Here is a 13,514-nt window from a genome sequence, read left to right as displayed (position 1 = left end):
CCATTTAATCCGGAAAGCACAAGGGTTACCTGTGGCACATCATGGTTAAATCATAGCTTGGTCACGGCAGTTGCCATGGACTTAAGCAAAATATTCTTTAACGGCTGGCAAAAAAGGGAAGCTGATCACTGAGTAAACGAAACGGCAGGTTGTTTTGCATACGACAAAAACAAAAAAGGCCGGGTAAATCCGGCCTTTGGTGCTATTTCTGTTTAGCTGATTAACAACCGCAGCATGCGACGTAGCGGTTCGGCTGCGCCCCATAACAACTGGTCGCCCACCGTGAAGGCCGAGAGATATTCCGGCCCCATATTGAGTTTCCGTAACCGGCCAACGGGTGTGGTGAGCGTGCCGGTGACAGCGGCAGGCGTCAGTTCACGCATCGTCAGCTCACGGTCATTTGGCACCACCTTGACCCACTCATTGTGAGAGGCCAGCAGCTGTTCGATTTCCGCCAGCGGCAGGTCGCGTTTCAGTTTCAGCGTAAAGGCCTGGCTGTGACAGCGCAGCGCACCGACACGCACGCACAAGCCATCAACCGGGATGACTTTAGAGGTGGCAAGGATTTTGTTGGTCTCTGCCTGGCCTTTCCACTCTTCGCGGCTCTGGCCGTTGTCCAGCTGCTTATCAATCCACGGAATCAGGCTGCCCGCCAGCGGTACGCCGAAGTTGTCGGTCGGTAACGTGCCGGAACGGGTGAAGTCGGTCACGCTACGCTCAATGTCGAGAATGGCGGAAGTCGGGTTCTGCAATGCAGGCGCAACGTGATCGTGCAGCATGCCCATCTGGGTCAGCAATTCGCGCATGTGGCGCGCACCGCCACCCGAGGCTGCCTGATAGGTGGCAACTGAGGCCCACTCAACCAGATCCTGAGCAAACAAACCGCCCAGTGACATCAGCATCAGGCTGACGGTACAGTTACCGCCAACAAAGGTTTTGATGCCACGGTCGATGCCGTCACGAATAACCGCGTGGTTAACCGGATCGAGGATGATGATGGCATCCTCTTTCATGCGCAGCGTGGAGGCCGCATCAATCCAGTATCCCTGCCAGCCGCTGGCGCGCAGCTTAGGATAGACGTCACTGGTGTAGTCGCCACCCTGGCAGGTAATAATGATATCCAGCGCGCGCAGCGCCTCAATATCAAACGCATCCTGCAGTGTGCCCTGCTGTTTGCCCGCAAACGCGGGTGCCGCCTGACCATGCTGCGACGTCGAGAAGAAGACCGGATTGATTGCATCAAAATCACGCTCTTCACTCATGCGGGACATCAGCACTGAGCCGACCATGCCGCGCCAACCAACAAAACCTACATTCTTCATGTCGTGTCCGTCTAAGGCAGTTACACCTGCTTTTCATTTCAGAGGAGAGAGCGGCGTGCTATTTTCACGCCGCTCTGCGTAATAATAAGATTTACCTGTGTCCCCTCACTCTACAAAATGCAGGCCGGGTAGCAAGTGAATTAATTCGATTACGCTAACTTTTTCAGCAGCGTAACTAATAACTCTGCTTTTTCGCGAACAACATGGCGTAAAACCGATGACTGAAATGATTTCGGCGACAATATTATTGTTGTTAATTATGGATCCGCTGGGCAATCTGCCGATTTTTATGTCGGTTTTAAAGCATCTGGAGCCGAAAAGGCGGCGGGTTGTGCTAATCCGTGAAATGCTGATTGCCCTGATCATCATGCTGCTGTTCCTGTTTACCGGCGAACGCATTCTGGCATTTTTAAATCTGCGCACCGAAACGGTATCGATTTCTGGCGGGATCATTCTGTTTCTGATCGCTATCAAGATGATTTTTCCGTCGGCGGAAAGCAGCAGTTCGGGCTTACCGGCGGGTGAAGAGCCATTCCTGGTTCCGCTGGCGATTCCGCTGGTCGCCGGGCCATCGCTGCTGGCAACGCTGATGCTGTTGTCGCATCAGTATCCGCATCAGATGACGCATCTGGTGGGCGCGCTGTTGATCGCCTGGGGCGTGACGGTCGGCATTCTGCTGATGTCAGGTCTGTTCCTGCGTCTGCTGGGTGATAAAGGCGTGAATGCGCTGGAGCGGCTGATGGGATTGATACTGATTATGCTGGCCACCCAGATGTTCCTGGATGGCATTCGGGCTTATCTGAAGTTGTAAGCGCACCTGTGTCCTTTTATCCTGGCAGGCGAGCAGGCTGCCGCCTTCATTCAGCCGGCTTATCACAACGTTACGGCATTGAAATGAATAATAATATTTATATAATGCCGCAAAAAGAGATATCCATGGCAGGCAGTATCGAAAATTAGATGCAGCGTCTGAAAACGCGGGGGAAATGCAATGAGGTTGGGCCTGACCGTACTATCCTTCCCGGGCCAGAAAGCGGCGCTGAATGACGCGCAGCTGATGCAGGTTGACGTTACTGATTTTGCCTGGGTTTACTTATCTGCCGCCGCCATCACGCTGGTTCTTTTTGCTCTGAATAAGAAGAAAATGGGCATGAACAGTCTGCTGCAGATCATCAAAAGCTGTTTTTTGCGCACCTTTAATTATCAAGGGCGTGAAGGCAGGACGAGCTATTTTATTTTCCTGCTGTTCCAGCTGGCCTGGTTCTGCAGTTATCTGCAATGGTTTACCGGGCCATTGCATGAAATTGGCTTAATCGCGCTGCTGCTGTTTATTTTGCCTGTTTTTTCCTGCGGGGTGAGAAGAATAAATGACGCTGGCTATTCATCCGGCGTCATTGTCCTTTTGGTAGTGGCGCCTTATCTGCTGTTCCCTTTTTTACTCTTCCCGCGCTCGCGGGAAAAAAACTGACGGGCAGTTAGCCCGTCAGGTTGGTCAGGAAAGCAGTTCGAAAGCAATCATCCCGACAACCGCGCCAACAGTGCCAAGAATGGTCTCCATCAGCGTCCAGGTCTTCAGCGTTTCCGCTTCGCTGGCCCCGGTGAAGCGGCCAAACAGCCAGAAGCCGGCATCGTTCACATGGCTGATAATGATTGAGCCACCGCCGATGCAGATCGACAGCGCTGCCAGCTGAGCACCGCTGTAGTGCAGCGGTTCAATCACCGGCATGATTAGCCCGACGGTGGTCAGACAGGCGACCGTCGCCGACCCCTGAATAACCCGCACCGCGCCCGACAGGATAAAGCAGGCCAGCGCAATCGGCAGTCCTGCGCCGGTCAGCGCATTGCCCAGCACCGGACCGACGCCAGAATCCACCAGTACCTGCTTAAACACACCGCCCGCGCCAATCACCAGCAGGATAATCCCGGCCGGTTGCAGCGCGCTGCCACACACCTGCATCACCCGCTCTTTATCCATACCCTGACGGTAAGCCAGGCCATAAATCGCCACCAGCAGCGCCAGCAGGATCGCAGTGAAAGGATGGCCGATAAATTCCAGCCATTCATACAGCGTGGTGCCTTCGGTTGTGAAGCGTGCGCCGATGGTTTTCAGGCCAACCAGCACCAGCGGGAAGAGGATCAGTGAGAGGCTGAAACCAAATGACGGCAGCTTGCTCTCATCAACATCCGGCTGATGATCTTCCGGCGGCGCGCTGAACGTGACGTGGTTGCCGATAAAGTTGCCAAACAGTGGCCCGGCAATCAGCATGCCGGGAATCGCCGCACACAGACCCAGCAGGATCATCCAGCCAAAGTCCGCGTGCATCTGCGAGGCCAGCAGCATCGGGGCCGGTCCGGGCAGCAGGAAGGCCGCCGATGCCGCAACGCCCGCAAACAGCGGGATCACCAGTTTCACCAGATTGCCGCCGGTACGCCGCGCCACCGCAAACGCAATGCTGATCAGCAGCACCACGGCAACTTCAAAGAAGAGCGGCAGCGCGCAGATCAGACCGGCAATGCCCATCGCATAATGGGCACGACTCTGACCAAAGGTTTTCAGCATCCTGATAGCAATCTGATCGACGGCGCCGGTTTCATGCAGGATTTTGCCGAACATCGCGCCCAGCGCAACCACAATGGCAAGGAAACCGAGCGTGCCGCCCATCCCCTTTTGCATGGTTTCCGCGATTTTGTTGAGTGGCATACCGGAGAAAAGTCCGGCACCAATGGAGACTAACATCAGCGCGACAAAAGCGTGCATGCGCGCCTTCATCACCAGAAAAAGCAGCAGCAGGACAGAGCCTGCTGCGGTCAAAACGAGTGTTGCGGTATTCATCTCTAACCCTGGCTGATAGCGTCCTGGATAGTGGCAACCGTAGCTGCCACCACATCGTCCAGTGAATGCGCGATATCCACCACCAGTACATCCGACTCATCGCTGCCTGGCTCTTCCAGCGTGGCAAACTGAGTTACCAGCATCTGCGGCTTGAAGAAGTGGCCTTTACGCGCTTTCAGACGGGCTTCGATAGTGTCGAAATCGCCTTTCAGGTAAACAAAACGCAGGTTGTCATTTCCCTGACGCAGAATGTCGCGATAACTTTTCTTCAGGGCTGAACAGACAATGATAGAGATCGCCTGGGTGCGCTGCATGGCAAACGCGGCATCGTTCAGCGCCTGTAACCACGGCTGACGATCGCCGTCATCCAGTGGATGACCATCGGCCATTTTCAGGATGTTGGCGCGCGGATGGAGAAAATCACCGTCAAGAAAGGCCGTGTTGAGCTGGTGAGAAACCTGGTTGGCGACGGCAGACTTTCCGCTGCCTGAAACGCCCATCAGGATGAAGACGTGATGTGACGGGGATTGCGTTGTCATTTTTCTGCTCCGGCAGGTGAGAATTTGCCAATGTTACCGATAACAATGTCGTTTCTCATTCTCCTGGCCGGTTAACAGCCTGGCAACCTTTTTACCAGGAAAAGCATGAAAGTGTGAGCTGACTCATAAAAACGCCACAATCAGATGCTGCCACCTTCACTGATTTCAAAACCGACATCCAGCAGCCGATTATCGCTGCTTTCACCCGCAATGCGCGCCAGTAGCCGCGTCGCCGCTTCACGCCCCATGCGGTCACGTGGCGTGAGCACGGTCGCCAGTTGTGGCGTCACCACCTGGCTGATGTCATGGCCGTGGAAACCGGCAATGGCCATCTGCGAGGGCACCTGTAATCCCTGCCGCTGGCACTCAAACATCGCCCCGACCGCCAGATCGTCATTGGTACAGAACAGGCTATCCGTTTCAGGATAAAGACGCTGCGCCTCACGCAGCAGATCGCCACCGGCGCTGAATGAAGAAGCCTCTTCCATCATCACGCTGCGCGGCGTCAGCCCCGCTTCGCGCATGGCGATTTCATAACCCTGTTGCTTCTGCAACGTACGTTCATCAAGGCGTGCGCCGAGGTAGACAGTGTGACGATGGCCTTTACTCAGGATAGTCCGCGTCATCTGCCGGGCTGCTTCAACGTTATCAAAGCCGACGGCCATATCCAGGCAGGGTGTGACGCTGTCCATCATCTCTATCACCGGAATACCGGCCACTTCCAGCATGCGCAGCGTGCCTGGCGTATGGGTACGTTCGGTGAGAATCACGCCATCGATGTTCCAGCCCAGCAGCGAGCGCAGTTGCCGCTCCTCTTTTTGCGGGTTGTAACCAAAGTGGGCGACCAGCGTCTGATAGTTCGCTTCGTCGGTGACGGCTTCAATGCCGCGCAATACGTCGGCGAAAACCTGGTTGGTGAGTGACGGCAGCAGCACGCCAATGGCGCGACTGGTGGCGTTAGAAAGCATATCGGGGGCGCGATTGGGGATATAACCCAGCTCATCCAGTGCCACTGCAATCTTGTCCCGCAGGGCAACAGAGACCTGCTCAGGATTACGCAGGTAACGGCTGACGGTCATTTTAGTAATGCCGACGCGATCGGCAACGTCCTGTAATACCGGTCTTTTCTTCTTCATCGTAGCGCCTGGGATCGCCCTGAAAGCTAAAGTACGATGAGTCTATCACTTTTCTGTCACAAAATTGCCAACCGGGCGCGATGATGCGCGCCCGTAATCTGCTTAGACCGGTGGCAGATCAAACAGCAGGACTTCTGCAGCCGTGCTGGCTTCAATCGTCAGCGCGCTTTCGTCCCAGATCGCCAGGGCGTCACTGGTTGTCACCGCGTTACCGTTAACAGTCACATTGCCTTTGACCACCTGAATCCAGATACGACGTCCTGCCTCAACGGCGACATTGTCCTGCTCACCAGCAGCCAGTACCCAGCGCGATAAGGTCATGTCCTGATAAACTTTCAGCGACCCTTCACGGGCATCCGGGCTTAACACCAGCTGACGCCCTGTAACATCCGGGAAGCGGCGCTGATCGTAGCGTGGCTCAATGCCGGTACGCTCAGGAATGATCCAAATCTGATAAAGGTGCAATGGCTCGCTTTCACTGGCGTTGTACTCAGAGTGACGTACACCCGTGCCGGCGCTCATGATCTGGAACTCCCCTGCCGGGATCTGCTCTTTGTTACCCATGCTGTCCTGATGCTCAACGGTACCGGAAAGCACGTAGGTCAGGATTTCCATATCTTTATGAGGATGGGTGCCAAACCCCTGACCACCATCGATCACATCTTCATTGATGACCCGCAGCGCGGAGAAACCCATGAAGTTCGCATCGTGATAGCTGGCGAAAGAGAAGGTATGCCAGCTATCCAGCCAGCCATGGTTTGCATGACCGCGTTCTTCAGCTTTGCGTACATAGATCATGTTCAATTCTCCTCAATGTTTTTTATAGTGTGTTCCTGAGGCGGTATGATTGATAGCTGAAAAACTTCACTTCTCTGTTCAAATTCGTTGAACAAAATCGGGCTTCTCACTGAAACAGATCGAAGGAAAAGGAGGTGATGCAGGAATGAAAGATATTAAGGGAAAGCCTGAAATAAAGGTTAATCTGATAAACCCGTAAAATAATGAAAGCCGGATAATCCGCGGTTACTTTATTTTCCGTGTCATCAGCCCAGGCTAATTTAGCCTCTGGATTTGACACACACAACGTGATTAACGCATTAAAAATGATACCTTAAAAAATAGAGTCAATAAGGTATTACTTTTGATGCCTTAAAACTTCACCTGTAAATTAAAGAATGTGACCGCCGTAAATAACCCGCCTTCATAAATCCTACTAAAATAGCCGATAAATAAAAACCTTTCGTTTTAAACACCCTCCGATTCATTTTATTTTAAATTATTATCAGGAGCCCGATTATGGATGCCGTTCAAAATACGCTGATATCAGATGAAACGCCACGCTGGAGAAGAAGTGATACCGTCTGGATGCTGGGATTATATGGAACTGCAATTGGTGCTGGCGTTTTGTTTTTGCCGATAAATGCAGGCACTGGCGGTTTGCTGCCGTTAATCATTATGGCTGTGCTGGCTTTTCCGATGACATTCTTTGCCCATCGCGGGCTCACCCGTTTTGTTCTTTCCGGCAAAAATCCGGAGGGAAATATTACTGAAGTGGTGGAAGAACATTTTGGTATCGGCGCGGGAAAACTCATCACTCTGCTCTACTTTTTTGCTATATACCCTATCCTGCTGGTGTATAGCGTCGCGATTACCAACACCGTCGACAGTTTTCTCACCCACCAGCTTCATCTGATATCGCCGCCGCGTGCGGTACTGGCTTTCATTCTTATTGTCGGCATGATGGCTATCGTACGCTTCGGCGAAAAAGCTATCGTGAAGGCGATGAGTATTCTGGTGTTTCCGTTCGTGGCCGCACTGATGCTGCTCGCGCTGTATCTGATTCCACAATGGAACGGCGCTATTCTGGATACGCTCTCGATGAGGGGTTCTGAAACGACCGGTAGCGGATTATGGCTCACACTATGGCTGGCTATTCCCGTCATGGTCTTCTCCTTTAATCATTCTCCCATTATTTCATCATTTGCAGTAGCCAAGCGTCAGGAGTACGGCGATCAGGCGGCGTCAAAATGTTCACGCATTCTGGCCTGTGCTCATATCATGATGGTGCTCACCGTCATGTTTTTCGTTTTCAGTTGTGTGCTGAGTCTCTCTCCGGAACACCTGGCGGAGGCAAAGGCGCAGAATATTTCTATCCTTTCCTACCTCGCTAACCATTTTAACGCGCCGTTAATTGCCTGGATGGCCCCCATCATCGCAATTATCGCGATCACCAAATCTTTTCTCGGCCACTATCTGGGGGCGCGTGAAGGTTTCAATGGCATGGTGATCAAATCGCTTCGCAGCAAAGGCAAGTCGATAGAAATCAATAAACTGAACCGCATCACCGCCCTTTTTATGCTGATCACCACCTGGATTGTCGCCACCCTAAACCCCAGCATTCTGGGCATGATTGAAACCCTGGGCGGACCGGTTATCGCCATGATCCTGTTCCTGATGCCGATGTACGCCATTAATAAAGTCCCGGCGATGCGTAAATATAGCGGTCATTTGAGCAATCTTTTCGTCGTCATCATTGGCCTGATTGCTATCTCCGCCATCGCCTTTTCTTTACTTAACTGATGCCGTCGCTTGCCATACTGGTCAGCGCCTCTTTCATATTGCAATCCGCATGGGTGAATCATGATTAGCGTTTTCGATATTTTTAAAATCAGCATCGGGCCATCCAGTTCGCATACGGTGGGCCCCATGAAAGCGGGTAAACATTTTGTTGATACGCTAAAGGAAAAAGGCCTGCTGGATAGTGTGAGCCGGCTGGTCGTGGATATTTATGGCTCTCTTTCCCTGACGGGAAAAGGCCACCATACAGATATTGCGATTATTCTCGGCCTGAGTGGTTATCTGCCTGACACGGTAAATATCGATCAGATCCCCGCCATCATTCGCGACGTGAATACGCAGCAACAGTTACGTATCGAAGAAGGGCACCGGGAGATTGCCTTCCCGGTGGCAGAGTGCATACGCTTTCACAGCGAGTTTCTGCCGTTACATGAAAATGGCATGAGCATAACCGCCTTTTGTGATGGAAAAAGCGTTTACACCCAGACCTATTATTCTGTCGGAGGCGGCTTTATTGTCACCGAAGACGATTTTGGTAAAAGCCTGGATAGCGAAATCGATATTCCCTTCCCCTTCTATTCCGCCCGTAACCTGCTGGCACATTGCCATAGCAATAACCTTTCGGTTTCGGCCGTCATGATGAAGAACGAGATAGCGCGTCATGGTCGCCGTGAGGTCGAAGAGAACATGGCACAACTGTGGCAAACCATGCGCAATGCGATAACACGTGGCATCAGCACTGAGGGCGTCTTACCCGGTCCGCTGAAGGTGCCACGGCGGGCTTCTTCCCTGCATCGCATCCTGGCGCCACTGAGCCAGTCCATTAATCCCCTGAGTGCCATGGATTGGGTGAATATGTTCGCGATGGCAGTGAGTGAAGAGAATGCCGCTGGAGGACGTGTGGTCACCGCACCCACCAATGGCGCATGCGGGATTATTCCGGCGGTACTGGCTTATTATGATCGCTTCATCAAGCCGGTAACGCCTGAACTCTATATGCGCTATTTCCTCACAGCAGGCGCAATCGGCATTCTTTATAAGATGAATGCGTCGATTTCTGGCGCTGAAGTCGGCTGTCAGGGAGAGGTCGGCGTGGCCTGTTCCATGGCGGCGGCGGGACTGGCTGAACTGCTGGGGGCCGATGCGGAGAAAGTCTGCATCGCCGCTGAAATTGGCATGGAGCATAATCTTGGTCTGACCTGCGATCCCGTAGCGGGTCAGGTCCAGGTGCCCTGTATTGAGCGGAATGCGATTGCTGCCGTCAAAGCCATTAACTCAACCAGTATGGCGATGTACCGCACCAGCGATCCCAAAGTGTCACTGGATAAGATTATCGAAACCATGTTTGAAACCGGCAAAGACATGAACGCCAAATACCGTGAAACCGCCCGCGGCGGTCTGGCGATCAAAGTGGCGATATGTGAATCGTAACGATCTGAAAACCGCTGGCTGTGAGGCTGGCGGTTTCTTCATTGCTCCGGTTTTGCTGAAGATGGGCTTTGAGCAGGATTATTTTGATTCGTTTTCGCGGGGCAGACTGGACCAGACCATACTCCGCATTTCAGAGGAGGTGTACCACTCATTTATCGTTGCGCTGACAGACTGCTCAGCAACAGCTTCAGTGTTATTCGCCGCCGGTGACTGGCTGCGCTGTTTTTTTCGGATGCGAATACGTGCAGGTGGCGAGTCGGTAAACTGCGCATTAAAGGTTCGCATATGAGAATCGGACAAAATGGACTCCAGCTGATGCAACCGTCCAAGACCCCGCAATATTCCTATTAAGGTGCTCAGCGTAACGGACTCACCTAACTCTGCCCGTTTAATGGTGGCCGTACCAACGCGTGCACGTTCAGCCAGTTCAATCTGAGAGATCCCAAGCTGCATACGGGTTTCTTTAATTCTGCAGCACAATTCAGCAATTATTGCGCCATCGGAAAGAGTATTAAAACGCATAGCAATATCTCATTGCGGGATATACAGAATAAATTATTGAGTAAACCCGCCGGCAAATAAAGAAGATAATTTTAAAATAACAGCACCTGCATCAAAGTAAGTTATTTATTAACAACGTAAGCGATGAAATATAACCTTCAGGCTTTATTTTTATTGAATTATGGCTATGTCTGAAAAGGGGCGAAAAGGGAAACCTGTTCCGTTGTCGGTCAGGCTCATATTACCGGCTTAAAACCAAATGATGAGTGAGCTTACCGCCTCTCTTTTCCAGTCAGTGAGTGGCAGGCAAAAAAAAGCCAGCGGATAAGCTGGCTAAATAATACTGGAAGCAATGTGAGCAATGTCGTGCTTTCTCAGACTGTCGATGACTGCCCGGGAACGCATGACAATAATAATCATTATCATTCGTATCTGTAAAGCTGTTTTCACGTTTTTTTCGCTTGATTATTGTGGTGAATACCTTGATGTTTAAAGGGTTTTTATCGGCAAAAGGAGAGCACATGAGTGACATCGTTATCCGCCACGTTACGCCAGAAGATGCCGCTGCACTGCACAGAATTTATGGTCAGCCAGATACTCAGGCCAGCACATTGCATCTGCCTCACGCATCCCTGCAGATGTGGCATGCCCGTCTCGCTACGCCACAGCCCAATGCGCATCTGCTGGTCGCCTGTATCGACGAAGAGGTTGTTGGTCAGTGTGCGCTGCACGTAGAAGATCGCGCCAGACGCCGTCACGCTGCCTCTTTAGGGATGGGCGTGGATGATCGCTACCGGCAGCGCGGCGTCGGCACGGCGCTGATGCGTGAAATGGTCTCGTTGTGCGACAACTGGCTGCAGGTGAGCCGGATGGAGCTGACGGTGTTTGTCGATAATGGCCCGGCCATCGCCCTTTATCAGCGTTTCGGTTTTGAGATTGAGGGAACGGCTAAAGGCTTCGCTATGCGACACGGTGAACTGATCGACGCGCATTATATGGCGCGGGTTAAAGCCTGACGATTGGAAGCATAAAGGGCACCGAAGGTGCCCTTTATGCTGATAAACCTGCCAGGATTCGCTGTCAGTTAGCGCCTGCGCAGGAAACAGGGTCAGATCGGAAAGATGCAAAAGCTGTCATCCATGACACGCTCGGCCCGCGCCGTCCTGCCGCGGGACGCTTTCCTCTTCTGACCCAGTTCCCTGCACATTGAGCTTATTTATTGCTGTCAGATTCACCTGGGTTTAGGTTTGTCAGCAGTCCTGGAAATTAATAACCCGCACTCAAATCATCAATGCTACGCGGATCAGACGCGCCATACAGCATGCCATCCGGCCCAATCATGATGCTCTGCGTACTGCCCATCGATGGCAGCACCTTCACATGCTGACCTTTGGCTTCCAGCAGACGCAACGTATCAGGACTGAAGCCCTTCTCCACTCGCAGCTGGTCCGGCAGCCACTGATGATGGAAGCGCGGCGCGTTAGTGGCTTCCGCCACATTCATCCCGAAATCGATACTATTTACCACCATCTGCAACACCGTAGTGATAATGCGGCTGCCGCCAGGACTGCCGGTGACCAGCCAGGTTTTGCCGCCTTTGGCGACGATGGTTGGTGACATCGATGACAACGGACGCTTCGCCGGTTGCACCGCATTCGCCTCACCGCCCACCAGTCCGTAGACATTTGGCGTGCCTGGCTTGGCAGAGAAGTCATCCATCTCGTTATTCATCAGGATGCCGCTTTTGCCCGCCACAATTCCGCTGCCGAAATAGGTGTTCAGCGTGTAAGTCACCGCAACCGCATTTCCCTGCTTGTCGACCACCGAGAAATGGGTCGTCTGATTGCTTTCATAAGGTTCGAGCTTGCCGGGTTTGATCTCACTGGAAGGCCGCGCCTTCGCCACATCGATCTGCTGCGCCAGGCTTTTAGCATAGGCTTTACTGGTCAGCGCCTGCCACGGCACCTTCACGAAATCGGGATCGCCGAGATATTCCGAGCGGTCCGCGTAGGCATATTTTTCCGCTTCAGCCATCACCTGCATGGCGTCAGCACTGCCAAAGCCCATCTTCGCCAGATCGAAGTTCTCCAGGATATTCAGAATCTGCACGATATGGATACCACCGGATGAGGGAGGCGGCATTGAGAAGACTTCATAGCCACGGTATGTCCCGCTGACGGGCTTACGCTCGACCGCGCGATAGGCTGCCAGGTCAGCTTTGTTGATCAGGCCGCCGTGTTGCGCCATCTCTCCGGCAATCTCATCTGCAATTTCACCTTTGTAAAAGGCATCCGGTCCCTGACGGGCAATCAATTGCAGGCTGTGCGCCAGGTTCTTCTGCACCAGCCGGTCACCCTTCTGCCACGGCGTGCCGTCCGGTTTATAGAAGATCGCTTTGCTGTTGGGATGGGTAATCAGGACCTCTTTGCCGTAGGTTTTCAGGTCATCCGCCAGTGCGTCATTGACCGGAATACCGTCACGCGCCAGTTTGATCGCCGGTGCCAGCAGAGTGCTCAGCGGCAGGGTGCCATATTTCTGCGCAGCCAGCGCCAGTCCGGCCACAGTGCCCGGCGTACCTGAGGCAAGATGTGATGTCAGCGACAGCTTACTGTCGGCATTACCCTGCTTATCCAGGAACATATCGCGCGACGCGTGGCCCGGTGCCATTTCACGGAAATCAATAGCCGTCGCGCGTCCCGATGCGGTGCGCAGCAGCATAAACCCGCCGCCGCCCAGATTGCCTGCCTGCGGATGGGTCACAGCCAGCGCAAAGCCCACAGCGACCGCGGCATCCACTGCATTCCCGCCCTGACGCAGGATCTCCACGCCGACCTGGGTTGCCATCGCATCCACCGACGCCACCATGCCGTGCTGCGCTTTTACCGGATGAAAGGTGTCACTGTCCACGCCGTAAGAGACCGGCGGTGCCTGAGTGGGTGCGGCGTTCGCCCCTGCCACCACGGTGAAACTCATCACCAGCGACCAGCTAAGCTGACGCACTGTTTGCTGCATTTTCATCCTGCCACCATCCCGTATAGTTATTTACATTTTTTTATCATTTCTGCAAGTCTCTACAAATACAGCAAAATAACCGGGGTTAAGTCAAATCAGGAATACATCTGAAAGTAAGGTCTGTGATATCGGGTAAACTTATGGATGCGACCCTGATATCGGG

Annotated in this window: 12 protein-coding genes; 5 read left to right on the top strand and 7 right to left on the bottom strand. The window is 53.0% G+C overall.

Annotated features, from left to right (window positions below; all coding sequences use genetic code 11):
• Window positions 1–212: 212 nt before the first annotated feature.
• Window positions 213–1,322, bottom strand: a complete 1,110-nt coding sequence (gene asd, locus KTJ90_RS01635) for an aspartate-semialdehyde dehydrogenase (RefSeq protein ID WP_499025887.1) — start codon at window positions 1,320–1,322, stop codon at window positions 213–215.
• 217 nt (window positions 1,323–1,539) lie between these two features.
• On the opposite strand from asd, the gene KTJ90_RS01630 reads away from it, so the two are divergent.
• Window positions 1,540–2,133, top strand: coding sequence for a YhgN family NAAT transporter (locus KTJ90_RS01630; RefSeq protein WP_008926285.1), 594 nt, complete (start codon window positions 1,540–1,542; stop codon window positions 2,131–2,133).
• Window positions 2,134–2,313: 180 nt separating this feature from the next.
• Window positions 2,314–2,790 (top strand): DUF805 domain-containing protein, encoded by a 477-nt coding sequence (locus tag KTJ90_RS01625; RefSeq protein ID WP_008926286.1) that lies wholly within the window; start codon window positions 2,314–2,316, stop codon window positions 2,788–2,790.
• Between the two features lie 24 nt (window positions 2,791–2,814).
• Here the strand turns inward: KTJ90_RS01625 and gntU are convergent, their stop codons facing one another.
• The 4 genes from gntU to KTJ90_RS01605 all read right to left on the bottom strand — a co-directional run bounded on the left by gntU (window position 2,815) and on the right by KTJ90_RS01605 (window position 6,628).
• Entirely contained in the window at window positions 2,815–4,155 is a 1,341-nt protein-coding gene (gene gntU, locus KTJ90_RS01620) for a gluconate transporter (protein ID WP_008926287.1), read from the bottom strand.
• A 2-nt stretch (window positions 4,156–4,157) separates the two neighbouring features.
• Window positions 4,158–4,694 (bottom strand): gluconokinase, encoded by a 537-nt coding sequence (gene gntK, locus KTJ90_RS01615; RefSeq protein WP_008926288.1) that lies wholly within the window; start codon window positions 4,692–4,694, stop codon window positions 4,158–4,160.
• Between the two features lie 140 nt (window positions 4,695–4,834).
• Window positions 4,835–5,830: a gluconate operon transcriptional repressor GntR gene (gene gntR, locus KTJ90_RS01610; RefSeq protein ID WP_003853061.1), complete on the bottom strand. Its 996-nt coding sequence runs from the start codon at window positions 5,828–5,830 to the stop codon at window positions 4,835–4,837.
• Window positions 5,831–5,932: 102 nt separating this feature from the next.
• Window positions 5,933–6,628 (bottom strand): pirin family protein, encoded by a 696-nt coding sequence (locus KTJ90_RS01605; RefSeq protein WP_003853063.1) that lies wholly within the window; start codon window positions 6,626–6,628, stop codon window positions 5,933–5,935.
• 498 nt (window positions 6,629–7,126) lie between these two features.
• Here KTJ90_RS01605 and KTJ90_RS01600 point away from each other — a divergent pair, with 498 nt between their 5' ends.
• Entirely contained in the window at window positions 7,127–8,410 is a 1,284-nt protein-coding gene (locus tag KTJ90_RS01600) for an HAAAP family serine/threonine permease (RefSeq protein ID WP_192378199.1), read from the top strand.
• Window positions 8,411–8,470: 60 nt separating this feature from the next.
• Entirely contained in the window at window positions 8,471–9,838 is a 1,368-nt protein-coding gene (locus KTJ90_RS01595) for an L-serine ammonia-lyase (RefSeq protein WP_003853069.1), read from the top strand.
• Window positions 9,839–9,916: 78 nt separating this feature from the next.
• On the opposite strand, the gene KTJ90_RS01590 is transcribed toward KTJ90_RS01595, so the two are convergent.
• Entirely contained in the window at window positions 9,917–10,360 is a 444-nt protein-coding gene (locus KTJ90_RS01590) for a helix-turn-helix domain-containing protein (protein WP_003853070.1), read from the bottom strand.
• Window positions 10,361–10,860: 500 nt separating this feature from the next.
• On the opposite strand from KTJ90_RS01590, the gene KTJ90_RS01585 reads away from it, so the two are divergent.
• Window positions 10,861–11,355: a GNAT family N-acetyltransferase gene (locus KTJ90_RS01585; protein ID WP_039660840.1), complete on the top strand. Its 495-nt coding sequence runs from the start codon at window positions 10,861–10,863 to the stop codon at window positions 11,353–11,355.
• Window positions 11,356–11,605: 250 nt separating this feature from the next.
• Here the strand turns inward: KTJ90_RS01585 and ggt are convergent, their stop codons facing one another.
• Entirely contained in the window at window positions 11,606–13,357 is a 1,752-nt protein-coding gene (gene ggt, locus KTJ90_RS01580) for a gamma-glutamyltransferase (RefSeq protein ID WP_033743311.1), read from the bottom strand.
• Window positions 13,358–13,514: the final 157 nt, after the last annotated feature.

Source organism: Pantoea jilinensis (assembly GCF_019104105.1).
Lineage (GTDB): Bacteria > Pseudomonadota > Gammaproteobacteria > Enterobacterales > Enterobacteriaceae > Pantoea > Pantoea eucalypti.
This window is presented reverse-complemented; position numbering and strand designations above follow the sequence as displayed.